Consider the following 24,999-nt stretch of genomic DNA (forward strand, 5'->3'; position numbering starts at 1 on the left):
CATCGGGAGGTCGGCACACTAAGGCTAACGTTTTAGTAAAGGACCCGGATTTCTTATGTCACAGACTTCTTTTAACCAAGCTCAGTTTCAGGCTGCACTGACGCGTCAGTGGCAGCGTTTCGGTTTATCGTCAGCCGCAGAGATGACCCAGCGCCAGTGGTGGCAGGCGGTCAGTGGCGCGCTGGCGGAGCTTCTGGCGGCGCAACCCGCGGCGAAAGCCGTGAAAGGACAGCGCCACGTTAACTACATCTCGATGGAATTCCTGATTGGCCGCCTGACCGGCAACAACCTGCTCAATCTCGGTTGGTATGAAGGCGTGAGCGAAACGCTGCAGGCGTATGACATCCACCTGACCGACTTGCTGGAAGAAGAGACCGATCCGGCGTTGGGCAACGGCGGCCTGGGCCGTCTGGCGGCCTGTTTCCTGGATTCAATGGCTACCGTCGGCCAGTCGGCGACCGGTTATGGCCTGAACTATCAGTACGGCCTGTTCCGCCAGTCCTTCGATGACGGCCAGCAGATGGAAGCGCCGGATGACTGGGGACGCGGCAGCTATCCGTGGTTCCGCCACAACAACGCGCTGGATGTGCAGGTCAGCATTGGCGGCAAAGTTAGTAAAAACGGCGAATGGCAGCCAGCATTCGTGATGATCGGCGAAGCCTGGGATCTGCCGGTGCTGGGTTATCGCAACAACGTCGCGCAGCCGCTGCGCCTGTGGCAGGCCAGACATGCCCATCCGTTCAACCTGACCAAATTTAACGACGGCGATTTCCTGCGCGCGGAGCAGCAAGGTATCGACGCGGAAAAACTGACCAAAGTCCTGTACCCGAACGACAACCATCAGGCGGGCAAAAAACTGCGCCTGATGCAGCAGTACTTCCAGTGCGCCTGCTCGGTGGCCGATATTTTGCGTCGCCATCACCTGGCGGGCCGCAAGCTGCATGAGCTGGCGGATTACGAAGTTATCCAACTGAACGATACCCATCCGACCATCGCCATCCCGGAACTGCTGCGCGTGCTGCTCGATGAGCATCAGATGAGCTGGGAAGAGGCGTGGGCCATCACCAGCAAAACCTTCGCTTACACCAACCATACCCTGATGCCGGAAGCGCTGGAGTGCTGGGACGAGAAGCTGGTGAAAGCGTTGCTGCCGCGCCATATGCAGATCATCAAAGAGATTAACGACAGATTTAAACGGCTGGTGGAGAAAACCTGGCCGGGTAATAAGCCGGTCTGGGCGAAGCTGGCTGTGGTGCATGACAAGCAGGTGCGGATGGCGAATATGTGCGTGGTGAGCGGCTTTGCGGTCAACGGTGTCGCGGCGCTGCACTCTGAGCTGGTGGTGAAGGATCTGTTCCCGGAATATCACCTGCTGTGGCCGAACAAATTCCATAATGTGACCAACGGCATCACGCCGCGTCGCTGGATTAAACAGTGTAACCCGGCGCTGGCCGCGCTGCTGGATAAAACGCTGAAGAAAGAGTGGGCCAACGATCTCGACCAGCTGATTAAGCTGGAGAAATATGCCGATGACGCGAAATTCCGTCAGGTTTATCGCGATATCAAGCAGGCCAATAAAGTGCGTCTCGCCAGGTTCGTTAAGCTGCGCACCGGCATCGACATCAACCCGCAGGCGATTTTCGATATCCAGATTAAGCGCCTGCACGAGTACAAACGCCAGCACCTCAATCTGCTGAATATTCTGGCGCAGTACAAAGAGATCCGCGAAAACCCGCAGGCCGATCGCGTGCCACGCGTGTTCCTGTTCGGCGCCAAAGCCGCACCAGGTTACTACCTGGCGAAGAACATCATCCTGGCGATCAACAAGGTTGCCGAAGCGATCAACAACGATCCGCTGGTGGGCGATAAGCTGAAAGTGGTCTTCTTGCCGGATTACTGCGTGTCGGCGGCGGAAATGCTGATCCCGGCGGCGGATGTCTCCGAGCAAATCTCGACGGCGGGTAAAGAGGCTTCCGGTACCGGCAACATGAAGCTGGCGCTGAACGGCGCGCTGACCGTCGGCACGCTTGACGGCGCCAACGTCGAAATCGCTGAGCAGGTCGGCGAGGACAACATCTTTATCTTCGGCCACACGGTGGAAGAGGTGAAAGCGCTGAAAGCAAAAGGCTACGATCCGCTGAAATGGCGCAAGAAGGATAAACTGCTGGATGCGGTGCTGAAAGAGCTGGAGAGCGGCAAATACAGCGGCGGCGACAAACACGCTTTTGATCAGATGCTGCACAGTCTGCTGAAAGGCGGCGACCCCTACCTGGTGTTGGCCGACTTTGCCGCCTATGTCGCGGCGCAGAAACAGGTTGATGAGCTGTATCGCGACCAGGAAGCCTGGACCCGCGCGGCGATCCTCAACACCGCGCGCTGCGGCATGTTCAGCTCGGACCGTTCCATTCGCGATTATCAGCAACGTATTTGGCAGGCAAAACGCTAAGGACAGGCCTATGGAGAATAAACGCCTTGATAATGCCGCGCTGGCGGCAGGGATCAGCCCCAGTTATATCAACGCGCACGGGCAGCCGCAGTCGATCGCGGCGGCCACCAAACAGCGTTTGCTGGATGCCATGCATCGTGCTCCTGCCGCCGCGAAAGCGGCGGTAGAGCCGCTACCGACGGTGCAGGTTTTTACCCATGGTAAGAAAATGCAGCTGCCGGTGGCGGGCCGCGGCGCATTCCACTGGCTGCTGACCACTGAAGAAGGCAAGCAGTATCAGGGAGAGGCGCGCGGCGGTGAGACGTTGACGCTGCCGGGAAGATTGCCGGAAGGTTATCACACGCTAACCCTGACGCGGGATGGCGAGCGCTGGCACTGCCGGGCGATCGTGGCCCCGGCGCGCTGCTATGAACCGTCGGCGTTGAAAGAGGGGAAAAAGCTGTGGGGGGCCTGCGTCCAGCTGTATACCCTGCGCTCTGAGAAAAACTGGGGGATCGGCGATTTCGGCGATTTACGCGCTATGCTGCCGGAAATCGCCCGTCGCGGCGGCGCGTTTATCGGCCTCAACCCGATTCACGCGCTGTATCCGGCCAACCCGGAGAGCGCCAGCCCGTACAGCCCGTCGTCGCGCCGCTGGCTCAACGTTATCTATATCGACGTTAACGCGGTGGAGGATTTTCATCGCAGCCGCGCCGCGCAGGCGTGGTGGCAGCTTCCGGCGACCCAACAGGCGCTACAGGCCGCGCGCCAGACCGATGATGTCGATTATACCGCCGTCACTACGCTGAAGTTGACCGCGCTGCGCATGGCGTGGGCGGAGTTTTCGACTCGCGAAGACGAGCAAATGGCGGATTTCCGTCAATTCGTCCTTCGCGAAGGTGAAAGTCTCTACTGGCAGGCGGCATTTGATGCGCTGCATGCCTGGCAGAGCCAGCAGGACCCCATGCGCTGGGGTTGGCCGGCATGGCCGAAGGCGTACCAGAGCACGACCAGCCCGCAGGTGAAGGCCTTCTGCAAAGAGCATGCCGATGAGGTGAGTTTCTACCTGTGGCTGCAGTGGTTGGCTTATACGCAGTTTGCCGTTTGCTGGCAAACCAGCCAGCAGGATGCGATGCCGATTGGCCTGTATCGCGACCTGGCGGTCGGCGTCGCCGAAGGCGGCTCTGAGACCTGGTGCGATCGCGAACTGTACTGCCTGAAGGCGTCTGTCGGCGCGCCGCCGGATATCCTCGGCCCGCTGGGGCAGAACTGGGGGCTGCCGCCGATGGATCCGCACGTCATGGTCGCCCGCGCTTATGAGCCGTTTATCGAGCTGCTGCGGGCGAATATGCAAAACTGCGGCGCATTGCGTATCGACCACGTCATGTCGGTGCTGCGCCTGTGGTGGATCCCGTATGGCGAGACTGCCGACCACGGGGCCTATGTGCAGTACCCGGTGGATGATTTGTTGTCGATTCTGGCGTTGGAGAGCCAGCGCCATCGCTGCATGGTGATCGGCGAAGATCTTGGCACCGTACCGGTTGAAATCGTCGGTAAGCTGCGTAAGCGCGGCGTTTACTCGTACAAAGTGCTCTATTTTGAGAACGACCACGATAAAACCTTCCGCGCGCCGAAAGCTTATCCGCCGCAGTCGATGGCGGTCGCGACGACCCATGACCTACCGACGCTGCGCGGATATTGGGAGAGCGGCGATCTGACGCTTGGCAAGTCGCTGGGTCTGTATCCGGACGAGGCGGTGTTGCGCGGGTTGTATGCGGATCGCGAGCTGGCGAAGCAGGGGTTGCTGGACGCGCTGCATCGGTACGGTTGTTTGCCGAAGCGCGCCGGACATAAGGCGTCGCTGATGGCGATGACCGCAACGCTCAATCGCGGGATGCAGCGATATATCGCCGACAGCAATAGCGCCCTGCTAGGGCTGCAGCCGGAAGATTGGTTGGAGATGGCTTCACCGGTCAACATTCCAGGCACCAGTACTGAGTATCCAAACTGGCGGCGTAAACTTGCCGTGACACTCGAACGGATGTTTGCCGATGAGCGGGTGAATAAGCTGATTAAAGACCTGGACAAGCGTCGTAAATCCCGTTAATCCAGAGAAAATTCCCCGGTGGCGCTGCGCTTACCGGGGCTACGGGTAGCCCGGATAAGGCGCTTTGCGCCGCCATCCGGGAAACGAGCAACAAAAAGGCCGGGCGCATGATGCGGACCCGGCCTTTTCTTATCTCAGGGAGAAGGTTACACCACCATCCCCAACAGCAGACAACCAATCAGACCACATACGGAAATGATGGTTTCCAGCACTGACCAGGACTTGATGGTCTCGCCAATGGTCAGGTTGAAATACTCTTTGAACAGCCAGAAACCTGGATCGTTCACGTGTGAGAAGATAACGCTACCGGAGCCAACGGCGATAACCATCAGTTCCGGGCTGACGCCGGTGGTAGCAATCAGCGGCGCGGCGATACCGCCCGCGGTGATGGCGGCAACGGTCGCTGAACCCAGCGCGATACGCAGCACCGCGGCAATGGACCATGCCATAAACAGCGGAGACATATTGGATTCGTGCATGATAGAGGCGATGTACTTATCCATGCCGCTATCAACCAACACCTGCTTGAAGGCGCCGCCTCCGCCGATGATCAACAACATCATCGCGATGATTTTGATAGAAGAGGTCAGCGTCTCGTTGATTTGCTCCATCGAACGGCCGCGGTTCAGACCAAAGGTGAACATCGCGATCAGCACCGCAATCAGGGTCGCCATTACCGGGTCGCCAAAGAACTCGGCAATCGGCAGGAAGGCGTGGCCTTTCGGCAGGATCATTTCGGCAACGGCGCGCATTGCCATCAGGATCACCGGTACCAGAGAAGTCCAGACGCTGACGCCAAAGCCCGGCATCTCTTCTTCGCTAAAGGTTTTCGGGTTGTGCAGACCTTCCGGAATCGGCTTATCGATGCCTTTCAGGCAGCGGGCAAAAACCGGACCGGCGAGAATAACCGTCGGGATAGCCAGAATCGTACCGTAGAGCAGCGTTTTGCCCATATCAGCATGGAAGATGGTGGCGATAGCGGTCGGACCCGGGTGCGGCGGTAGGAAGCCGTGGGTGACTGACAGCGCGGCGGCCATCGGTACGCCGACGTACAGCAGCGGGATACGCGCGGAGGCGGCGATGGTGAACACCAGCGGCAGCATCAGCACGAAGCCGACTTCATAGAACAGGGCGAAACCGACGGTGAAACCGGTCAGGACGACGGCCCATTGAATATGTTTTTTACCGAATTTATCAATCAGAGTGGTGGCGATACGCTGCGCGCCGCCGCAGTCCGCCAGCATCTTACCGAGCATGGCGCCAAAGCCCATGATCAGCGCGAGGCTGCCGAGGGTACCCCCAACGCCGTTCTTGATGGATACGATGACTTTATCCAGAGGCATGCCCTGCATTAATCCGACGGCGAGCGCCACCAGAACCAGAGCGATGAAGCCGTTCATTTTGAAACGGATCATCAGCAACAATAACAGGGCAACCCCGATAGCTACGATGACTAATGGCATGATTTACCTGGCCTTAACTTGTTATGGGTAACGTTAAAGTCTCAACATCTACAGTATCCGTTCCACACGGGAACAAGGATGTCTGGCACCGTAAAGCTGGCATTTTCCTGACCCAGAGAGAGGAGAGCTGGCTATTTTTTATCGGTGGTGCTTGTTGTGAATGATACGGGTAACATGTGAGCTTTGAGAATGCCCCAGGCGTGGTAAATTTTAAATATGAGACTTAAGTCATACTCTCTGCCGGGTTTTTGCAGTGCGGGCGAGTAAGAACTGTTATGCGGTAACATGAAAGCTGGGGAAGTCGCCCGGCAAACGGAATGTCGCCGGGCGCAGGGAACGAAAGCTTAGTAGTAGGAGTGCTCGCCGCGCTGGTGCTCGGTCAGATCGCGCACGCCTTTCAGCTCCGGGAATTCATTCAGCAGCTGCTTCTCGATCCCTTCTTTCAGGGTCACGTCGACCATGGAACAGCCGTTGCAACCGCCGCCGAACTGCAGGATAGCCAGGCCGTCTTCGGTGATTTCCATCAGCGACACGCGGCCGCCGTGGCCTGCCAGCTGAGGGTTGATCTGCGACTGCAGCAGATACTCAACGCGCTCCATCAGCGGGGCGTCGTCGGAAACCTTACGCATTTTAGCGTTCGGCGCTTTCAGCGTCAGCTGAGAACCGAGCTGGTCGGTGACGAAGTCGATTTCAGCATCTTCCAGATAAGGCGCGCTGAGTTCATCGACATATGCGGTCAGCTGTTCGAATTTCAGCGCCGTGTCGGTGTCTTCCACCGCATCCGGTGGGCAGTAAGATACGCCGCACTCAGCGTTTGGGGTGCCGGGATTAATCACAAATACGCGAATTTGCGTCCCTTCTTCCTGATTTGCCAGCAGTTTGGCAAAGTGCGCTTGTGCAGCATCGGAAATACGGATCATAGCGTTGGCCTAATAGTTGACTATTTTACTGGGTTATAATACGCCCATCAGCGGGGGTCTACAAGGTACGGCACAAACACCATACCTGAACCGTCGCGGCGCCGTTTCGCAAAAGCAGGCGGGATATCTCAGCGACGGTGCTTCCGGTTGTGACGACATCATCCACAATGGCGATATGGTGACCCCGTACAGATAATTCAAGTTGGAAAGCATTTTTCAGGTTCTGCTTGCGCAATCTGGCGCTGAGTTGATGCTGAGTGGCGGTGCGCCGGGTGCGCGTCAACGAATCGCCGCGCCATGCGCAACCCGTCCAGTGCGCCAGCGGGCGACACAGCGCTTCACTTTGATTAAATCCCCTACGCCAGTGGCGACGCTGCCATAGCGGCACGCCCACGATCCGGTCTACGGGCGGTAGCCCGCAGCTGTGGCGCAAACGCAAAATGAGTAGCCGCGCCAGTGCGGGCGCCAGTTCCGGACGATGTCCAAACTTCAGCTGATGCACCAGCCCGCTCAGTGGCGGGACATAATCATTGACCGCCACCAACCGCCGCCAGGGCGGCGGTTTTTGCAGGCAACGCCCGCAGGGGACGGTAGGCGCTAACGCCGGCAAACCGCATTGCGGGCAGAGCGTTTGCGGTGTGAGCAGCGAGGCAGTGCAGCGCGAGCATATCCCCCAGCGGGCGATGGCCAACGGCATTTGGCATAGCCAGCATAAGCTGTGTGCTGTTAGCATAATTCACCTCATAGTGATGAAAAGAGAACAGTAACTGATGAATGACATCTGGTGGCAAACCACGGGCGAAGGAAATTGTCATCTTGTGCTGCTGCACGGATGGGGGCTGAATGCCAACGTGTGGGATTGCATTACGCCGGAATTGGCCGCGCATTTTACGCTGCACCTGGTGGATCTGCCGGGTTACGGGCGCAGCGTCGGTTTTGGCGCTTTAACGCTTGAGGAAATGGCGCAGCGGGTGGTTGAAAAAGCGCCGCAACAGGCTATTTGGCTCGGCTGGAGCCTGGGCGGGTTGGTGGCGAGCCTCGTCGCGCTACAGTATCCGCAGCGCGTGCAGGCATTGGTGACCGTAGCCTCGTCACCATGCTTCGGCGCGCGTGAACGGTGGCCGGGGATTAAACCGGAAGTGCTGAGCGGTTTCCAGCAGCAGCTTAGCGAAGATTTCCAGCGCACCGTCGAGCGTTTTCTCGCCCTGCAGACCATGGGGACCGAAAGCGCACGCCAGGATGCTCGTGCGCTGAAAGGTACCGTGTTGTCACTGCCGATGCCGCCTGCCGACGTCCTCAACGGCGGGTTGGAGATCCTCAAGACCGTCGATTTACGTCAACCGCTCGCCGCGCTGACGATGCCATTCCTGCGCCTTTATGGTCGCCTGGATGGCCTGGTGCCGCGCAAAATCATTCCGTTGTTGAATGAACGGTGGCCGCAAAGCGAGGCTATCGTCTTCGAAAAGGCAGCCCACGCGCCGTTTATCTCGCATCCGCAGGCGTTCTGTGAGCCACTGATTACGCTAAAAAATCGGCTGAATAATTATTTTTAGCGGAGCGTGGTAAATCGCCAGGATCTGGTAATACTTAGGTTGTTGCGGTGGTTGATTATTTCATTTTTGCCGCCGCAAACTAAAAATAACAACCTTATGGAGAGTAAAGGCTATGAAACTTGTTACAGGTATTGTTGCATCTCTGGTGATAGGCTCCCTTTCTTTTGGCGCGTTCGCGGCGAAAGAGATTCAGAAAGATGAAGTCGCGCAGATGAAACTGACTAAGGTCGGTACCATTACGACGTCAAAGACAACCTCGCCGATGGACGCGAAACGCGATCTGTCGAAGAAGGCGGATAAGCTGGGTGGTAAATACTTCGTGGTGATTGCTGGCGAGAAGAACGAGAAGAGCGTTCACGCTAACGCCGACGTTTATAAGTAAATCAGATGCTCCCCGGATAAGGCGTGAGCCGCTATCCGGGGATGTTCCCTGCTGGCGCTACGCTTAGCAGGGCTACGGTTCCGTGCTGTTAGGTAGCCCGGATAAGGCGTGAGCCGCCATCCGGGGATGTTCAGCAGGGCGACGGTTCCGTACTGTTGGGTAGTCCGGATAAGGCGTTAGCCGCCATCCGGGGATGTTCAGCAGGGCGACGGTTCCGTGCTGTTGGGTAGCCCGGATAAGGCGCTCGCCGTCATCCGGGGATGTTCAGCAGGGCGACGGTTTCGTGCTGTTGGGTAGCCCGGATAAGGCGTTAGCCGCCATCCGGGGATGTTCAGCAGGGTGATGGTTTCGTACCGTCGGGTAGCTCGGATAAGGCGTTGGCCGTCATCCGGGGATGTTCAGCAGGGCGACGATTCCGTACCGTTGGGTAGCCCGGATAAGGCGTGAGCCGCCATCCGGGGATGTTCATTCAGCGTAGCGACCACCATTCCCGCAGGCAGGCCTTACCTTCCGGACAGCTTTTGCAGCTGCCGGAAAGACAACCATCGGCATCTTCGATAATTTTTACCGCTTTACCCATGGTTTCCAGACGGCTCAACATGGCGTCGATCAGCGGCTGCGGCGTATGCAGGCGGGCGCTCAACTGCGCGGCCTCCATGCGCCCCTGCAGGGCTAGCATATCGCGAACTTCAATTAACGATGCCATGATGATTGCTCCTTAGTGACAATCGCCAGCCGGGCTCTGACAGCAGGATGCCGGGGTTTTACGCGTTGTCAGCAGCGAAACGTCCACCCGGCTCCGCGCCCGACGCAGCAAGCCAAAGACCACCACGTTGAACAGAATCACCGCCAGAATGCACACCAGGCTGTAGCGCGGATGCTGGCTAAAGCTCACGGTCTGGTAGTAGAGCGTCGACAGCGAATAGGCGATGTTGAGTCCCCACAGTACCGAGAACATCATCCAACCGCGGCTGGATTCGCGGGCAATCGCACCCATGACGGAAATGCACGGAATGTAGAGCAGAACGAAGATCAGGTAACTGTACGCGGCGGCGGCACTGCCGAATTTGCTGCCCATCATGCCCATCGCGCCGGTTTCCATTTCGCCATCGCCTTTGCTCGCTTCAATTGGGTTTGCCAGCACGCTCAGGCTGAAGGTGTCTTTCAGACCCTGCCAGGTTTCATCAACGGCGGCTAACAGCTCGTCGCCAAGGTTGAACTCCTGCGGATTGAACGCTTCATTCTGGATATCTTCCGCGGTGTAAAGGGTGTTCAGCGTACCGACTACCACTTCTTTCGCCATGGCGCCGGTGAACAGGCCGACGGTCGCTTGCCAGTTGTCTTCATGCACGCCAATCGGTTTAAACACCGGTGTAATTACCCGGCTGACCGAGGCCAGCGCCGAGTCGTTGATGTTATCGACCACTTTGCCGCTCAGCGAGAAGCTATTCAGCGCGCTTAAGAAGATACTGACAATAACAATCACCTTACCGGCGCGCAGTACGAAGCCTTTCAGACGCTGCCAGGTCTGGATAATCAGGCTCTTAATATGCGGTACGTGATACACCGGCAGCTCCATCACGAAGGGAGAGGCTTCGCCGCGCATAATGGTGTATTTGAGCATCAGACCGGTAAGGATCGCCATCACGATGCCCAGCACATACAGTGAGAAGACCGCCAGCGCGCCGTTCTGGCCGAAGAAGGCCGCGGCGAAGACGGCGAAAATCGCCAGTCGCGCGCCGCAGGACATAAACGGCGCCATCATGATGGTCATCAGGCGTTCACGCGGCGCATCCAGCGTACGGGCGCCCATGACGGAAGGGACATTACAGCCAAAGCCGACGATCAGCGGCACGAAGGATTTCCCCGGCAGCCCGAGCGCCTGCATCAGGCGGTCCATGACGAACGCCGCGCGCGCCATATATCCGGAGTCCTCCAGGAAGGAGAGGAACAGGTACATCATGCCGATTTGCGGCACCAGCGGCAGCACGGTATTGATACCGCCGCCCAGCCCCTGAGCGAGGAAAACGGTCAGCCAGTCCGGGAAGTGCAGGGTATAACCCAGCCACTGAATGCCGTGAATGAAGATAGCCACCGAGCCGGCGTCGAAGATCGGCTGCAGCGCGCCGCCGATGTTGATGGCCAGCAGGAACATCAGGTACATCACGAACAGAAAGATCGGCAAACCGAGGAAGCGGTTAAGGATGATTTTATCCATCGCCGTGGTGAAGCGGCTCGGCTCGGCGGTCAGGGTGTTGCTGACGGCATCGCAAACGGCGGCAATGCTTTGATAGCGAGCGTCGGCGATATACAGCGCCGGGTCGTCCATCTCGCTGCTGAGATTGGCCAGCGCCAGATCCAGTTTGTCGGCGGCGTTGCCGGCGAAGGCGCGGCTATAAATATCGCCTTCCAGCATCTGCAAGCCGAGCCAGCGGCGCTGACGCAGCGGCATTTCAACATCCATTTCCTGCGCCAGCATATCGGCTTCACGCTGCAGGGATTGCGGGTAGTGCACCAGCTCCAGCGGCTGATTCTGTTCGTGGCGGTCGAGCGCCATTTTTAGCGCTTCGATACCGCGGCCGCGGGTGGAGACCAGCGGGATAACCGGGCAGCCGAGGCGGGCGGCCAGCGCGTCAACGTCAATGCGGATCTGCTGCTTTTCGGCGATATCCAGCATGTTGAGCGCAACGACGCAGGGAATGCCCAGCTCCAGCAGCTGCAACGTCAGGTACAGATTACGCTCAAGATTAGAGGCATCGATAACGTTAATCAGCAGGTCGGCGTCGCCGCTGAGAATGTAGTGGCAGGCAATCTGTTCGTCGAGCGAGGTCTGCGAGGAGATTGTCGTCAGTGAGTAGGTGCCTGGCAGATCGACCAGGGTGACCTGGTGGTCGGTGGTGCTGAACGCGCCTTCTTTACGCTCAACGGTGACTCCCGCCCAGTTGCCCACACGCTGGCGCGCGCCGGTTAACTGATTGAATAAGGTTGTTTTGCCGGAATTAGGATTACCTATTAAACCAACGGTTAATTTTTTCATTTTTCAGACTCTTAGTGCCGGTCAGGTGTTATTGTGCAACCGCTTCCAGTTCAATTAACGCGAGGTCTTTTTTCCGTAATACCAGGCTGACGCGTCGGGTCTCAATGTGAATAGGGTCACCGAGGGGAGCTACGCGCACAACATTAAATGAAGAACCGGGTAGCATTCCCAGTGAAAGCAGTTTCTGCCGATAAGCCGGGCTAATATCGCGGGAAAAACCAGTGATTTTCCACGCACTATCAGGAGTGAATTGCATAGGGCCTACTTGTATATCGCTAACCGAAAAGAAAATTTCCATACGCGGCGTGAACGCGGCGTCGGGGACCGTAGCCAACGAAGAAGAATAAAACTTAACTAACAACGATGATAATGAGAATGGTTTGTATCATCAATACATAACAAGGATAATAAATGCGGTTTTCGGGGGAATTTGCTTATTTCTTGATATGACGCAAGAACGCTACTGTAGCCGAAAATAAAGTAAGAATTAATTTTTTCACTTAATGTTTAATTAAGGTTTCATTAGTTAACAGAATGAAACTTTATACACACAGCTGATATTTCGCGCGTATTAATCGGTTACTGGAATATATTGTTCGCGGTTTGCGTACTAATGCGCAGAGGAAATTGCCCCTCGTGAAGAGGGGCAGGGAAGATTAGCGTTTTTTGCCCATGGCGGCCGCCAGCGCATCCATCATTGCGCTATTACCGGCTGGCTGCGCGTCGCGACCGCGCGGCTTCGCCGCTTTCGCCGCCGGACGGTTGCCCTGAGCGCGATCGTTACCGCCGCCGCGGCGCGCGTTGCTGTCGCCCGGTTGTTCATCCAGGCGCATGGTTAACGCGATACGTTTACGCGGCAGGTCCACTTCCATCACCTTCACTTTGACGATATCGCCCGCTTTGACCACGGTATGCGGGTCTTCCACGAACTTATTCGACAGCGAAGAGATATGTACCAGGCCATCCTGATGCACGCCGATATCGACGAAGGCGCCGAAGTTGGTCACGTTGGTGACCGCGCCTTCCAGAATCATGCCCGGCAGCAGGTCGTTCATGGTCTCGACGCCATCGGCGAACTGGGCAGTTTTAAACTCAGGACGCGGATCGCGACCCGGTTTTTCCAGCTCCTTGATGATATCGGACACCGTTGGCACGCCGAACTTATCGTCGGTGAAATCAACGGCCTTCAGATTACGCAGCTCGCTGCTGTTACCCATCAGATCTTTCAGCGCCTGCTGGGTGGCGGCCAGAATACGCTCGACCACCGGATAGGCTTCCGGGTGAACCGTAGAGGCGTCCAGCGGGTTGTCGCCGTGGTTGATGCGCAGGAAGCCAGCGCACTGTTCAAAGGCTTTCGGCCCCAGGCGGCTTACCTTCAGCAGTTGCTGGCGGTTCTGGAACTGGCCGTTCTCATCGCGCCAGGAGACAATATTCTGCGCCATCATGCGGGTCAGGCCGGCGACGCGGGTCAGCAGCGCGACGGAGGCGGTGTTGAGATCGACGCCAACGGCGTTAACGCAGTCTTCCACCACTGCATCCAGCTTGCGTGCAAGCTGTGTCTGGCTGACGTCATGTTGGTACTGGCCGACGCCGATAGATTTCGGATCGATTTTCACCAGCTCGGCCAACGGATCCTGCAGGCGACGGGCGATTGAGACCGCGCCGCGTAGGGAAACGTCGAGATCCGGGAATTCCAGCGCCGCCAGTTCGGAGGCGGAGTAGACGGAAGCGCCCGCTTCGCTGACGATCACCTTCTGGGCGGTGACTTTCGGGAACTGTTTTTGCACGTCGAGGAAGAAACGCTCGGTCTCGCGGGACGCGGTGCCGTTGCCGATAGCGACCAGCTCGACGTTATGTTTCTCGCACAGCGCCGCCACGGCGACGGCGGCTTTCGCGGCCTGCCCGGTATGCGGATAGATGGTATCGGTAGCGACCAGTTTACCGGTACCGTCAACGACAGCGACTTTAACGCCGGTACGCAGGCCTGGATCGAGGCCCATCGTGGCGCGCAGGCCTGCGGGAGCGGCCATCAGCAGATCGTGCAGGTTACGGGCGAAAACGTTAATCGCTTCGTCTTCCGCGCGCTCGCGCACGGTGCCCATCAGTTCGGTTTCGAGGTGCATCAGCACCTTGATACGCCAGGTCCAACTGACGACGCCTTTACGCCAGCTGTCCGCCGGGGCGTTGTTCAGACGCAGGCCGAGGTGATCGATGATGATCTGCTCGCAGTGGCTTTCTTTCGGCGGCTCGTCAAACTGCGGGTCGGCGTTGAGTGACAGTTGCAGCACGCCTTCGTTGCGCCCACGGAACATCGCCAGCGCGCGGTGCGACGGCACGGACGCGATCGGTTCATGATGGTCGAAGTAGTCGCGGAATTTAGCGCCTTCTTCTTCCTTGCCGTTGACCACGCTCGCCACCAGATGGGCGTTTTTCCACAGGTAGTCGCGAACTTTCGCCAGCAGCGCGGCGTCTTCGGCGAAGCGCTCCATCAGGATATAGCGCGCGCCGTCAAGGGCAGCTTTGCTATCCGCTACGCCTTTATCAGCATCGATATATTTTGCTGCTTCGGCTTCCGGATCATGTGAAGGCTCGTTCCACAGCAGGTCGGCCAGCGGCTCCAGACCGGCTTCAATGGCGATTTGCCCGCGGGTACGGCGTTTCGGTTTATACGGCAGGTAAAGGTCTTCAAGTTCGGTTTTGCTGAGGGTCGCGGTAATCGCTTTTTCCAGCGCTTCGCTGAGCTTGCCCTGTTCGCCGATCGACTTAAGGATCGCCTGGCGGCGGTCTTCCAGCTCGCGCAGATATCCGAGGCGGGTTTCCAGATTACGCAACTGCGTGTCATCCAGACCGCCGGTGACTTCCTTACGATAACGTGCAATAAACGGCACGGTGTTCCCTTCATCAAGCAGGCGAACGGCAGCTTCTACCTGTTCGGCTCTGGCCTGAAGTTCACCCGCAATAATGCGGCAGAGCGAATCATTCATCATCGGTTTAATTCATCTTTAGGGTCAAAAATCAGGGGATAGTTATACGGACTGACAGGCTAAAATGCCAGCCGCGACCGGGTTCTCTCGGAATGTTCCGGCTCTATTTCACGTATTCAATTTCGTTGACGTACCAGCTGGCTTCGCCCGCGGGCGTGTTGACGATAGCCAGATCGCCGACTTCTTTTTTCAGTAGCGCGCGCGCCATCGGCGAATCGATGGAGATATAGTCTTTGCGGCCGAAGATTTCATCATAGCCGACAATACGAAAGCGCTTGGTATCGCCGTCGTCGTTTTCGATTTCCACCCATGCGCCAAAGAACACTTTGCCTTCCTGTTGCGGGGAGTAATCAACGATTTTGAGATGTTCCAGACACTTGGTGAGATAGCGTACCCGGCGGTCGATTTCGCGCAGGCGCTTTTTGTTGTACTGATAGTCGGCGTTTTCGCTGCGGTCGCCAAGGCTTGCCGCCCAGGTCACTTTTTTGGTGACTTCCGGGCGCTCTGTACGCCACAAGTAATCCATCTCTTGCTTCAGTTTTTCATACCCTTCGCGGGTGATCAGCGGCGTTTTCATCAGCGGTTCATCCAAAATAATCTCGTCCCGCCGTACCTTAACCAGCCGCTCAGGCAAGGTAAAGCGGTGGGCGAATAAATTGCGGCTACTGGCTGCGGGTGAAAATAGTAATGACTTGATTGATATGGTTTTTCATTGCTTTTTTTGCCGCGCGAACGTCGTGAGCCTCAATGGCTTCCAGGATAGCGCGGTGCTCCTGTTCGGAACGGCGAGGCATATCATCCGGCGTGTAGTGGCGCTGCAGCATACGGAACATGCTGCCGTAACGGTGGCCGAGCAGGTGGCCGATGATAAACGCATACGCTGGATTGCCGCTGGCCTGGGCGATACGAATATGGAACAGGCGGTCGCCGGGATGAGTGGTGGATCCGGCGCGGTTATCGCGGCAGTTTTGTTCAAAGGCGTCGCGAATAGCGGCCAGCTCTTCGGGGCTGGCGTGGCGCGCTGCCAGCGCGGCGGTTTCCGGTTCGATCAGCAAGCGTGTCTGCAGCAGAGAAAAGGGCGGTAGTTCGGCGTTAAAATCGAGGTCGATGTTGAGTTCGTCGTCGATCTCCGTCCACTGGCCGCGACCGGCCTGGGCCATCACCGGTTCTTTGGTCGCGGCGAGCGGCGTCTGTGATTTGACAATAACCCCGTTGCCGACGCGCACGTCGACCAGGCCAATCACCTCAAGGGCAATCAACGCTTCGCGTACCGATGCCCGGCTGACATTCAGCTGCTGAGCTAAATCTCGCTCAGAGGGCAGGCGGCTGCCGGGCGGAAATTCGTTGTTTTCAATCAACCGCTTGAGTTGATCTGCTATCTGTCTGTAAATCCTTGGGTTTTCGAGTCTGGTAATCGGCATGTTTCACCTTTGCTCACGCAATAGACAGTGATAAAGCGCACAAATATTGGCCAGCACACTTGAGTGTTTGTTAGTCGAGTGTAATTAATTGGTTAACCAATGTGCCGTTTGCGGCCATTTTTGCAACATCTGAGCTTCACGATAGCGGGTTATGCCTGACTTGTCATGCGAAAGGTCAGGCCTTTGACTACCACTAATGGCCTGACCATTAGTCCTTTAGACCAGGGGAGAGAAATGGAACTAACCGGAAAACGCGTCCTGATTACCGCCGCAGGGCAGGGGATTGGCAACAGTTGCGCGCGGCTGTTCGCGGCCGCCGGGGCGGAAGTGATCGCCAGCGATATCAATATTGCCGGATTGAGCGACATTCCTGGCGTGACGCCGCTGCAGCTTGACGTCACTCGTGCCGAGGCCATTGCCGCCGCCGCGGAGACGTTGGGGCCGATCGACGTGCTGTTCAACTGCGCGGGGGTGGTGCATAGCGGCAGCATCCTCGAATGTAGCGAGCGGGAGTGGCAGTTTGCCCTCGATCTGAATGTCACCGCCATGTTCCACACCATCCGCGCCTTTATGCCCGCGATGATCGCCCGCGGCGGCGGCTCGATTATTAACATGTCGTCCGTCGCTTCCAGCGTCAAAGGGGTGCCGAACCGCTTTGCCTACAGCGCCAGTAAAGCGGCGGTGATTGGCCTGACCCGGTCGGTGGCGGCGGATTTTGTCACCCAGGGCATCCGCTGCAATGCGATCTGTCCGGGGACCGTGGATTCGCCGTCGCTGCGTGGACGCATTGCCGAGCAGGCGCGCGAACAGGGTTTGAGTGAAGAGGCGGTGTACGAGGCGTTTGTCGCCCGTCAGCCTATTGGCCGCATCGGCAAGCCGGAAGAGATCGCGCAACTGGCGCTGTATCTGGCTTCCGACGCCAGCGCCTACACCACCGGCACGGTGCAAATTATTGACGGCGGCTGGAGCAACTAGCTTCGCGCAATCTCTTTCGTAATCAGGATAACGCATGAAATTACTCCGTTTTGGCAATCCCGGCAGCGAGCGCCCGGGCGTACTGGATAATGAGGGTCGCCTGCGCGATCTGTCGCACTATATCTCCGACCTGCGCGGCGATGCGCTGCTGCCGGAGAGCCTGGCGCGTTTGCGCCAGTTGGATCTTCACAGCCTGCCGTTGGTCGAGGGCCAGCCGCGTATCGGCGCCTGCGTCGGCGGCATTGGTAAGTTTATCTGTATCGGCCTGAACTACGCCGATCATGCCGCAGAAACCGGCGCCGCTATCCCGCAGGAGCCGGTGGTATTCAACAAGTGGACCAGCGCGGTGGTGGGGCCGAATGACAACGTGATGATCCCGCGCGGTTCGCAAAAGACCGACTGGGAAGTTGAGCTGGGCGTGGTGATTGGCAAGGGCGGGCGCTATATCGACGAGCGTGACGCCATGGACCATGTCGCCGGGTATTGCGTGATTAACGATGTCTCCGAACGCGAGTATCAAATCGAACGCGGCGGCACCTGGGACAAAGGTAAAGGTTGCGATACCTTCGGGCCGACCGGCCCCTGGCTGGTGACTGCCGATGAGATCCCCGATCCTAACGCGCTGAACCTGTGGCTGGAGGTTGATGGCAAGCGCTATCAGGACGGCAATACCCGCACCATGATTTTCAAAGTGCCTTATATCATCAGCTATCTGAGCCGCTTTATGAGCCTGCAGCCGGGCGATGTGATTTCCACCGGCACGCCGCCGGGCGTTGGGATGGGGCAGAAGCCGCAACCGGTCTATCTGCGCGCCGGCCAGACCATCCGTTTGGGTATTGAAGGGTTGGGCGAACAACAACAGCTGACCGTGGAGGACAAGCAATGACGCAAATTACCGCCCTGCGGGTGGAAGATATTCGCTTCCCCACCTCGCAACAGCTAGATGGTTCCGACGCGATGAACCCCGATCCGGATTACTCCGCCGCGTATGTGATCCTCGAAACCGACAACCCGCAGCTCTCCGGCTACGGACTGACCTTCACCATTGGCCGCGGCAACGAGATTTGCTGCGCGGCGATTCAGGCGTTGGAACACTTAATCGTCGGCGAACATCTTGAGACGATCGCCGCGGATATGGGCGCCTTCTGGCGGCGTTTTACCAGCGATAGCCAGCTGCGCTGGATTGGCCCGGACAAAGGCGCCATTCACCTGGCGACCGGCGCAGTGGTTAACGCAGTGTGGGATCTGTGGGCGAAAGCCGAGGGGAAACCGGTCTGGCGGCTGGTCGCCGAGATGAGCCCGGCCGAACTGGTGCGCTGCATCGATTTTCGCTACATCACCGACTGCATCACCCCGGATGAAGCGTTACGTCTGCTGGAAAGCCGTCAGGAGGGCAAAGCCCAGCGTCTGGCGCAGCTCCAGGAGCAGGGCTACCCGTGTTACACCACGTCGGCGGGTTGGTTGGGCTACGGCGATGAAAAACTGCGCCACCTTTGCCAGCAGGCGGTCGATGCCGGTTTCTCCCATATCAAGCTGAAAGTTGGGCGCGATATTGAAGACGATATCCGCCGGGTGCGCATCGCCCGCGAAGTAATTGGCCCCGATCGGCAACTGATGATCGATGCCAACCAGGTGTGGGAAGTTGACGCGGCAATCCCGTGGGTCAACGCGCTGGCCTTCGCTAAGCCGTGGTTTATCGAAGAGCCGACCAGCCCGGATGATATCGAGGGCCACCGGCGGATTCGCGAAAACATTGGTGCGGTGAAGGTCGCCACCGGCGAAATGTGCCAGAACCGGATTATGTTTAAGCAATTTATTATGCGCGGCGCGATTGATGTGGTGCAGATCGATGCCTGTCGATTAGGCGGCGTCAACGAAGTACTGGCGGTGATGCTGATGGCGGCGAAATACAACCTGCCGGTCTGCCCGCATGCTGGCGGCGTCGGGTTGTGTGAATACGTCCAGCATCTGTCGATGATTGACTATCTGTGCATCGCCGGCAGCCACGAGGGACGGGTGATCGAATTTGTCGATCATCTGCATGAGCATTTCCTGCACCCTTGCGAGATCCGCGGCGCGGCCTATATGCCGCCGCAGGCGCCGGGTTATTCGATCGAGATACGCCCGGCCTCAATCGACAAATACCGCTATCGCGGAGACGAGCATGCTACGCATTGACGCCCACCACCACTACTGGCGCTATCAACCGCAGGATTACCCGTGGATTGATGACGACATGGCGTTGCTGCGCCGGGATTTTTACCCGCCGCAGCTCCAGCCGTTGCTGACGCAGCACCAGCTGGATGGCGCGGTGGTGGTGCAGGCGCGGCATGACGAAAACGAAACCGCCTGGCTGGTGGAGCAGGTCTCTCAGGCGCAGGGCGTGTGCGGCATCGTGGGCTGGCTGGATATTACCGCGGCGGATCTCGAAGAGAAGCTGGCGCAGTGGCGTGGGCAACTGTGCGGACTACGCCACCAGGCACAGGATGAGCCCGACCCGGCGGCATGGCTTGAACGTGAGGCGGTATCCCGTGGGATGCAGCTGCTGCAGCGGCAGGGCTATAGCTGGGATCTGCTGGTCACCCATCGGCACCTTGCGGCGGCGACGCGTTTTGCCGCCCGCCACGACGGCCACTGGTTGGTGCTCGATCATTTCGGCAAACCGGATATCGCGCGCGGTGCGACCCATTGGGCTGAACAGGTGCGGCCGCTGGCGGCGCTGCCGCACGTGGTTGGCAAACTTTCTGGTCTGGTGACGGAAGCCGGGCGCGGATGCTGGCGTGAAGATCAGCTATTGCCTTTCTTCCATGCCGCGCTGGAGTTATTTGGCCCGCAGCGGCTGATGTTTGGTTCCGATTGGCCGGTGTGCCTGCTGGCGGCGGAATACCGCCAGGTCTATCAGCTGTGCGAAACGGCGCTGGCCCCGCTGACGGCAGAACAGCAATCCGCTATCTGGGGAGGCACTGCCTGTCGGGTTTATGGTTTAACGGAGGCGAAGAGTGGATTTATTTCTTAAAGATAAAGTGGTCATCGTCACCGGCGGCGGTTCGGGCATCGGCGCGGCCGTGACGCAACTGCTGGCGGAAGAGGGTGCGATACCGGTTATCGTGACCAACGCGCAGCCGGAGCCCGGTTTTATGGAGACGCTGCGGCAAATCGCGCCGCAGAGCCTGCTTATTATCGCCGATCTGTGCCAGGAGGCCGAATGCGCCGACGCGGTGCGGCAGGCGCTGGCGCGTTTTGGCCGTATCGATGCGCTGGTCAACAATGCCGGGGTGAACGATGGCGTGGGACTGGAGGCCGGTCGCGAGGCGTTTCTCGGATCGTTGGAGAAAAACCTGATCCATTACTACCAGATGGCCCACCTGTGCCGCGAGGCATTGGAAGCGGCGCGGGGCGCTATCGTCAATATCGCCTCGAAAACCGCGCTAAGCGGCCAGGGCGGCACCAGCGGTTATACCGCGGCGAAGGGGGCGGTGTTGGCGTTAACCCGCGAATGGGCGGTCTCGCTGCGGGATAGCGGCGTACGGGTCAATGCGGTGGTACCGGCGGAAGTGCTAACGCCGCAGTATCAGCGTTGGATTAATACCTTCCCCGATCCGCAGCAGCAGATGGCGGCGATTAACCAACGGATCCCGCTGGGCAAACGGATGACCACGCCGGAAGAGATTGCCAATACCGTGGTGTTTCTCATTTCCTCGCGTGCGTCGCATACCACCGGGCAGTGGCTATCGGTGGACGGCGGTTATCTGCATCTCGACAGGGCGCTGTCATGAGCGCGAACGCCGCGCGGCGGCGGCTGTGTCAGGCGCTGGATTTAGTCGATTCGGCGGAGAAAATCGCCGAATACCAGCGTCTGCATGAACATATCTGGCCGGAAGTTGCGGAGCACCTACGCGCCCACGGCGTGCTGGATATGGAGATTTATCGGCTTGGCACGCGGTTGCTGATGGTGATGGAGGTGGCCGAGGATTTCGACGGTGACCGCTTTACTCAGCAAAGCCTGCGCCATCCGGTGATTCAGCGTTGGGAAGCGCTGATGTGGCAATACCAGGTTCCCACCCCCTGGACGCCGGCAGGCGAAAAATGGGTGTCGATGGAGCGCATATTCTCTTTGCAGGATCAATAAAACAACTCTGTACTCTACCGAGGATCTCACCATGCTAGTGAATAAAACGGCGGAGCCGCTGGCGACCCGCGCCGGGGCGACCCCTAATCTGCGCTGGGCGTTTATGCTGGTTACCAGCCTCTTCTTTATGTGGGGGCTTTCCTACGGCCTGCTTGATGTTCTCAATAAACATTTTCAGGAGACCCTGCACGTTACCAAAGCGCAATCCGGGTTACTGCAGGCGGCCTACTTCGGCGCTTACTTCCTGGTGGCGCTGCCCGCCGGGTATTTTATGGATAAACGTGGTTATAAAGCCGGGATTTTGGTCGGGTTGTGCCTGTATGCGCTGGGCGCACTGCTGTTCGTACCGGCGGCGAGCGTCAATAGTTTTGCCTTGTTCCTGTTCGCGCTATTTGTAATTGCCTGCGGGTTAGGCTGTCTGGAAACGGCGGCAAACCCATACGCGACGGTTCTGGGCGATAGTAACGGCGCGGAACGTCGGCTGAATCTGGCGCAGTCCTTCAACGGTCTGGGGCAGTTTATTGGCCCGTTGATCGGCGGTACGCTGTTTTTCTCAGCGACCCAGAGCAACGCTGGCGATCAAAGTTCGGTGAAAATTACCTATGTGGCGATTGCCGTATTGGTGCTGGCCATCGCGCTGCTGTTCCGCCGCACATCAATGCCGGACATTCGTGAAGAAGAGGAGAGCAAGGACGCGGCGGCGCAAGGACTGTGGCAGCATCGCCACTTTACCGGCGGCTTGATCACCCAGTTCTTTTATGTTGCCGCGCAGGTCGGCGTGGGTGCGTTCTTTATTAACTACGCCACCGAGCACTGGCACGGTGTGACAAATCAGCACGCCTCCTATCTGCTGTCGATTGCGATGATTAGCTTTATGGTCGGTCGTTTCTTCAGTACCTGGCTGATGGGGCGGGTGCAGGCGGCGACGCTGCTGATGGTGTACGCGCTGGTCAATATCGTGCTTTGCGGGCTGGTGATGATGAGTATCGATGGTGTGTCGGTGGTGGCGCTGATTGCCGTTTTCTTCTTTATGTCGATTATGTTCCCGACCATTTTCGCGCTGGGCGTTAAAAATATGGGCAGCCATACTAAACGCGCCAGCTCATTTATGATCATGGCCATTGTCGGCGGGGCGATTATGCCTTACTTCATGGGGGCGATCGCCGATCGCTACAGCACCGCGCTGGCCTATGGTTTACCGTTGGCGTGTTTCATTGTTGTGCTATGGTACGGCATGAGTCAGCGACGCGTGTAAGCGGAAAATTTAGCTAAAAAGGCGGAGGACTCCCTCCGCCTTTTTCTTTTTTATCGCGCCGATGGTAAATTTTGCCCAATATGGCGGGTATAAACTGCTGTTTAATATGCTTTGTAACAATTTCGACTAGAATATATACCAGATTTGGCTGGTCGTATTAGCGTGGGTTTTTAAGAATACGCACTGACGATTGCAGTGAACCTTTGGGAGTACAAACAATGCAAGAGAATTATAAGATTCTGGTTGTGGATGACGACATGCGCCTGCGCGCGCTGCTGGAACGTTATCTGACCGAGCAGGGCTTCCAGGTTCGTAGCGTGGCGAACGCCGAACAGATGGATCGCCTGCTGACCCGTGAATCCTTCCACCTGATGGTGCTGGATCTGATGCTGCCGGGCGAAGATGGCCTGTCTATCTGCCGCCGCCTGCGTAGCCAGAGCAACCCGATGCCGATCATTATGGTCACGGCGAAAGGGGAAGAAGTTGACCGTATCGTGGGGCTGGAAATCGGCGCCGACGACTATATTCCGAAACCGTTCAACCCGCGTGAACTGCTGGCCCGTATCCGTGCCGTGCTGCGCCGCCAGGCGAACGAGCTGCCGGGCGCACCTTCTCAGGAAGAAGCGGTGATCGCTTTTGGCAAGTTCAAGCTGAACCTCGGTACCCGTGAGATGTTCCGTGAAGATGAGCCGATGCCGCTCACCAGCGGCGAGTTCGCGGTGCTGAAGGCGTTGGTGAGCCATCCACGCGAACCGCTGTCTCGCGACAAGCTGATGAACCTTGCCCGTGGCCGCGAGTACTCGGCGATGGAACGTTCCATCGACGTACAAATCTCCCGCCTGCGTCGGATGGTGGAAGAAGATCCGGCACATCCGCGCTATATCCAGACCGTGTGGGGCCTGGGTTATGTCTTCGTACCGGACGGCGCTAAGGCATGAAACGCGTGCGTTTTTCGCCGCGAAGCTCATTTGCCCGCACCCTGCTACTGATCGTCACTCTGCTGTTCGTCAGCCTGGTGACGACCTATCTGGTGGTGCTGAATTTCGCGATCCTGCCGAGCCTGCAGCAGTTTAATAAGGTACTGGCATACGAAGTGCGTATGCTGATGACCGATAAACTGCAGCTGGAAGACGGCACTCAACTGGTGGTGCCGCCGGCGTTTCGCCGCGAAATTTACCGCGAGCTGGGTATTTCGCTTTATTCCAATGAGGCGGCGGAAGATGCAGGGCTGCGCTGGGCGCAGCATTATGAATTTTTAAGTCAGCAGATGGCGCACCAGCTCGGCGGGCCGACCGAAGTGCGGGTCGAAGTAAACAAAAGTTCGCCGGTGGTGTGGCTGAAGACCTGGTTGTCGCCGAATATCTGGGTGCGGGTGCCGCTGACGGAAATCCACCAGGGCGATTTCTCGCCGCTGTTCCGCTATACGTTGGCGATTATGCTGCTGGCGATCGGTGGCGCCTGGCTATTTATCCGTATCCAGAACCGACCCCTGGTTGACCTGGAACATGCGGCACTACAGGTCGGACGGGGCATTATTCCGCCGCCGCTACGCGAGTACGGCGCGTCGGAAGTGCGTTCGGTGACCCGCGCCTTCAACCATATGGCCGCCGGGGTTAAACAGCTAGCGGACGACCGTACGCTGCTGATGGCCGGGGTGAGTCATGATTTGCGCACGCCGCTGACGCGCATTCGGCTGGCGACGGAGATGATGGGCGAGCAGGACGGCTATCTCGCCGAGTCGATTAATAAAGACATCGAAGAGTGCAACGCCATCATCGAGCAGTTTATTGACTACCTGCGTACCGGCCAGGAGATGTCGATGGAGCTGGCGGATCTCAACGCGGTATTGGGCGAAGTGATCGCTGCCGAAAGCGGCTACGAGCGGGAAATCGCGACAGACCTGCAGGCGGGCGAGATTCCGCTGCGTCTGCATCCGTTGTCGATCAAACGCGCGCTGGCCAATATGGTGGTCAACGCCGCGCGCTATGGCAATGGTTGGATCAAAGTCAGCAGTGGCAGCGAAGCCAGCCGCGCCTGGTTCCAGGTAGAAGATGATGGTCCGGGTATTAAACCGGAGCAGCGCGAACACCTGTTCCAGCCGTTTGTGCGCGGCGACAGCGCCCGCAGCACCAGCGGCACCGGCCTGGGGCTGGCGATTGTACAGCGTATTATCGACAACCATAACGGTCGTCTGGAGATTGGCACCAGCGAACGCGGCGGCCTGTTGATTCGCGCCTGGCTGCCGATTCCGGTGCATCGCGCGCTGTCGCCGACGAAGCCTGCGAAGGAGAGTTAATTTTTGCAGTGCAGTAAGACGTAAAAAAGCCGGGAATTTCCCGGCTTTGTTT

The 24,999-nt window shown here is 58.1% G+C and carries 22 protein-coding genes; 13 read left to right on the forward strand and 9 right to left on the reverse strand.

Translation table 11 applies throughout. The annotated features are described in order from the left end of the window. The first annotated feature begins 55 nt into the window (after positions 1 to 55). Positions 56 to 2,446, forward strand: coding sequence for a maltodextrin phosphorylase (malP, locus tag PYR66_01510; protein WEF28442.1), 2,391 nt, complete (start codon positions 56 to 58; stop codon positions 2,444 to 2,446). Positions 2,447 to 2,456: 10 nt separating this feature from the next. Beyond that, entirely contained in the window at positions 2,457 to 4,532 is a 2,076-nt protein-coding gene (malQ, locus tag PYR66_01515; GenBank protein ID WEF28443.1) for a 4-alpha-glucanotransferase, read from the forward strand. 146 nt (positions 4,533 to 4,678) lie between these two features. Here malQ and gntT read toward each other — a convergent pair whose 3' ends face one another. The 3 genes from gntT to gntX all read right to left on the reverse strand — a co-directional run bounded on the left by gntT (position 4,679) and on the right by gntX (position 7,648). After that, the gene (gene gntT, locus PYR66_01520) at positions 4,679 to 5,995 is read right to left on the reverse strand and encodes a gluconate transporter (GenBank protein WEF28444.1); all 1,317 of its coding nucleotides are present in this window, start codon (positions 5,993 to 5,995) and stop codon (positions 4,679 to 4,681) included. A 344-nt stretch (positions 5,996 to 6,339) separates the two neighbouring features. After that, positions 6,340 to 6,915 carry a Fe-S biogenesis protein NfuA gene (gene nfuA / locus PYR66_01525; GenBank protein ID WEF28445.1) on the reverse strand — a complete coding sequence of 192 codons (576 nt, stop codon included), beginning with the start codon at positions 6,913 to 6,915 and terminating at the stop codon, positions 6,340 to 6,342. Between the two features lie 58 nt (positions 6,916 to 6,973). Beyond that, a complete protein-coding gene (gene gntX / locus PYR66_01530) occupies positions 6,974 to 7,648 on the reverse strand; it encodes a DNA utilization protein GntX (GenBank protein WEF28446.1) in 675 nt (224 codons plus the stop codon). A gap of 37 nt (positions 7,649 to 7,685) precedes the next feature. Here gntX and bioH point away from each other — a divergent pair, with 37 nt between their 5' ends. Both bioH and PYR66_01540 read left to right on the forward strand, forming a co-directional pair. Next, positions 7,686 to 8,468, forward strand: a complete 783-nt coding sequence (bioH, locus tag PYR66_01535) for a pimeloyl-ACP methyl ester esterase BioH (GenBank protein ID WEF28447.1) — start codon at positions 7,686 to 7,688, stop codon at positions 8,466 to 8,468. Positions 8,469 to 8,580: 112 nt separating this feature from the next. Beyond that, positions 8,581 to 8,850, forward strand: a complete 270-nt coding sequence (locus PYR66_01540) for a DUF1471 domain-containing protein (GenBank protein WEF28448.1) — start codon at positions 8,581 to 8,583, stop codon at positions 8,848 to 8,850. A gap of 469 nt (positions 8,851 to 9,319) precedes the next feature. On the opposite strand, the gene feoC is transcribed toward PYR66_01540, so the two are convergent. The 6 genes from feoC to PYR66_01570 all read right to left on the reverse strand — a co-directional run bounded on the left by feoC (position 9,320) and on the right by PYR66_01570 (position 16,292). After that, positions 9,320 to 9,556, reverse strand: coding sequence for a [Fe-S]-dependent transcriptional repressor FeoC (gene feoC, locus PYR66_01545; GenBank protein WEF28449.1), 237 nt, complete (start codon positions 9,554 to 9,556; stop codon positions 9,320 to 9,322). Positions 9,557 to 9,568: 12 nt separating this feature from the next. Then, positions 9,569 to 11,887 carry a Fe(2+) transporter permease subunit FeoB gene (feoB, locus tag PYR66_01550; protein WEF28450.1) on the reverse strand — a complete coding sequence of 773 codons (2,319 nt, stop codon included), beginning with the start codon at positions 11,885 to 11,887 and terminating at the stop codon, positions 9,569 to 9,571. Between the two features lie 28 nt (positions 11,888 to 11,915). After that, a complete protein-coding gene (gene feoA, locus PYR66_01555; protein ID WEF28451.1) occupies positions 11,916 to 12,143 on the reverse strand; it encodes a ferrous iron transporter A in 228 nt (75 codons plus the stop codon). 400 nt (positions 12,144 to 12,543) lie between these two features. Then, positions 12,544 to 14,874, reverse strand: a complete 2,331-nt coding sequence (locus PYR66_01560; protein WEF28452.1) for a Tex family protein — start codon at positions 14,872 to 14,874, stop codon at positions 12,544 to 12,546. A 100-nt stretch (positions 14,875 to 14,974) separates the two neighbouring features. Further along, complete coding sequence (gene greB / locus PYR66_01565) at positions 14,975 to 15,448, reverse strand: transcription elongation factor GreB (GenBank protein WEF28453.1); 474 nt, start codon at positions 15,446 to 15,448, stop codon at positions 14,975 to 14,977. Positions 15,449 to 15,533: 85 nt separating this feature from the next. After that, positions 15,534 to 16,292, reverse strand: coding sequence for a FadR/GntR family transcriptional regulator (locus PYR66_01570; GenBank protein WEF28454.1), 759 nt, complete (start codon positions 16,290 to 16,292; stop codon positions 15,534 to 15,536). A 234-nt stretch (positions 16,293 to 16,526) separates the two neighbouring features. Between PYR66_01570 and PYR66_01575 the strand changes: the two genes are divergently transcribed. The 9 genes from PYR66_01575 to envZ all read left to right on the forward strand — a co-directional run bounded on the left by PYR66_01575 (position 16,527) and on the right by envZ (position 24,947). Further along, on the forward strand, positions 16,527 to 17,267 hold the full coding sequence (locus tag PYR66_01575) for an SDR family oxidoreductase (protein WEF28455.1): 741 nt from the start codon (positions 16,527 to 16,529) through the stop codon (positions 17,265 to 17,267). 34 nt (positions 17,268 to 17,301) lie between these two features. Further along, positions 17,302 to 18,153 carry a fumarylacetoacetate hydrolase family protein gene (locus tag PYR66_01580; GenBank protein WEF28456.1) on the forward strand — a complete coding sequence of 284 codons (852 nt, stop codon included), beginning with the start codon at positions 17,302 to 17,304 and terminating at the stop codon, positions 18,151 to 18,153. After that, on the forward strand, positions 18,150 to 19,445 hold the full coding sequence (locus tag PYR66_01585) for an L-fuconate dehydratase (GenBank protein WEF28457.1): 1,296 nt from the start codon (positions 18,150 to 18,152) through the stop codon (positions 19,443 to 19,445). Before PYR66_01580 ends, PYR66_01585 begins: the two co-directional genes overlap by 4 nt. After that, positions 19,432 to 20,283, forward strand: coding sequence for an amidohydrolase family protein (locus tag PYR66_01590; GenBank protein ID WEF28458.1), 852 nt, complete (start codon positions 19,432 to 19,434; stop codon positions 20,281 to 20,283). Before PYR66_01585 ends, PYR66_01590 begins: the two co-directional genes overlap by 14 nt. Continuing rightward, positions 20,267 to 21,043 (forward strand): SDR family oxidoreductase, encoded by a 777-nt coding sequence (locus tag PYR66_01595; protein WEF28459.1) that lies wholly within the window; start codon positions 20,267 to 20,269, stop codon positions 21,041 to 21,043. The genes PYR66_01590 and PYR66_01595 overlap by 17 nt, the downstream gene beginning before the upstream one ends. Further along, on the forward strand, positions 21,040 to 21,396 hold the full coding sequence (locus tag PYR66_01600) for an L-rhamnose mutarotase (GenBank protein ID WEF28460.1): 357 nt from the start codon (positions 21,040 to 21,042) through the stop codon (positions 21,394 to 21,396). The genes PYR66_01595 and PYR66_01600 overlap by 4 nt, the downstream gene beginning before the upstream one ends. A gap of 31 nt (positions 21,397 to 21,427) precedes the next feature. Beyond that, positions 21,428 to 22,651 carry an L-fucose:H+ symporter permease gene (fucP, locus tag PYR66_01605; protein ID WEF28461.1) on the forward strand — a complete coding sequence of 408 codons (1,224 nt, stop codon included), beginning with the start codon at positions 21,428 to 21,430 and terminating at the stop codon, positions 22,649 to 22,651. Positions 22,652 to 22,869: 218 nt separating this feature from the next. After that, the gene (gene ompR, locus PYR66_01610) at positions 22,870 to 23,589 is read left to right on the forward strand and encodes a two-component system response regulator OmpR (protein WEF28462.1); all 720 of its coding nucleotides are present in this window, start codon (positions 22,870 to 22,872) and stop codon (positions 23,587 to 23,589) included. Beyond that, the gene (gene envZ / locus PYR66_01615; protein WEF28463.1) at positions 23,586 to 24,947 is read left to right on the forward strand and encodes a two-component system sensor histidine kinase EnvZ; all 1,362 of its coding nucleotides are present in this window, start codon (positions 23,586 to 23,588) and stop codon (positions 24,945 to 24,947) included. The genes ompR and envZ overlap by 4 nt, the downstream gene beginning before the upstream one ends. Positions 24,948 to 24,999: the final 52 nt, after the last annotated feature.

The sequence above is a fragment of the Klebsiella aerogenes genome (genome assembly GCA_029027985.1).
In the GTDB taxonomy this organism is placed as follows: Bacteria; Pseudomonadota; Gammaproteobacteria; order Enterobacterales; family Enterobacteriaceae; genus Klebsiella; species Klebsiella aerogenes_A.

Coding starts and splice junctions, on each gene's coding strand:
- feoB (WEF28450.1), bottom strand. CDS start 11,887: ATGAAAAAATTAACCGTTGGTTTAATAGGTAATCCTAATTCCGGCAAA.
- PYR66_01585 (WEF28457.1), top strand. CDS start 18,150: ATGACGCAAATTACCGCCCTGCGGGTGGAAGATATTCGCTTCCCCACC.
- PYR66_01570 (WEF28454.1), bottom strand. CDS start 16,292: ATGCCGATTACCAGACTCGAAAACCCAAGGATTTACAGACAGATAGCA.
- greB (WEF28453.1), bottom strand. CDS start 15,448: ATGAAAACGCCGCTGATCACCCGCGAAGGGTATGAAAAACTGAAGCAA.
- PYR66_01575 (WEF28455.1), top strand. CDS start 16,527: ATGGAACTAACCGGAAAACGCGTCCTGATTACCGCCGCAGGGCAGGGG.
- fucP (WEF28461.1), top strand. CDS start 21,428: ATGCTAGTGAATAAAACGGCGGAGCCGCTGGCGACCCGCGCCGGGGCG.
- malP (WEF28442.1), top strand. CDS start 56: ATGTCACAGACTTCTTTTAACCAAGCTCAGTTTCAGGCTGCACTGACG.
- feoA (WEF28451.1), bottom strand. CDS start 12,143: ATGCAATTCACTCCTGATAGTGCGTGGAAAATCACTGGTTTTTCCCGC.
- malQ (WEF28443.1), top strand. CDS start 2,457: ATGGAGAATAAACGCCTTGATAATGCCGCGCTGGCGGCAGGGATCAGC.
- gntX (WEF28446.1), bottom strand. CDS start 7,648: ATGCTAACAGCACACAGCTTATGCTGGCTATGCCAAATGCCGTTGGCC.
- ompR (WEF28462.1), top strand. CDS start 22,870: ATGCAAGAGAATTATAAGATTCTGGTTGTGGATGACGACATGCGCCTG.
- PYR66_01540 (WEF28448.1), top strand. CDS start 8,581: ATGAAACTTGTTACAGGTATTGTTGCATCTCTGGTGATAGGCTCCCTT.
- gntT (WEF28444.1), bottom strand. CDS start 5,995: ATGCCATTAGTCATCGTAGCTATCGGGGTTGCCCTGTTATTGTTGCTG.
- PYR66_01580 (WEF28456.1), top strand. CDS start 17,302: ATGAAATTACTCCGTTTTGGCAATCCCGGCAGCGAGCGCCCGGGCGTA.
- feoC (WEF28449.1), bottom strand. CDS start 9,556: ATGGCATCGTTAATTGAAGTTCGCGATATGCTAGCCCTGCAGGGGCGC.
- bioH (WEF28447.1), top strand. CDS start 7,686: ATGAATGACATCTGGTGGCAAACCACGGGCGAAGGAAATTGTCATCTT.
- PYR66_01600 (WEF28460.1), top strand. CDS start 21,040: ATGAGCGCGAACGCCGCGCGGCGGCGGCTGTGTCAGGCGCTGGATTTA.
- PYR66_01560 (WEF28452.1), bottom strand. CDS start 14,874: ATGATGAATGATTCGCTCTGCCGCATTATTGCGGGTGAACTTCAGGCC.
- PYR66_01590 (WEF28458.1), top strand. CDS start 19,432: ATGCTACGCATTGACGCCCACCACCACTACTGGCGCTATCAACCGCAG.
- nfuA (WEF28445.1), bottom strand. CDS start 6,915: ATGATCCGTATTTCCGATGCTGCACAAGCGCACTTTGCCAAACTGCTG.
- envZ (WEF28463.1), top strand. CDS start 23,586: ATGAAACGCGTGCGTTTTTCGCCGCGAAGCTCATTTGCCCGCACCCTG.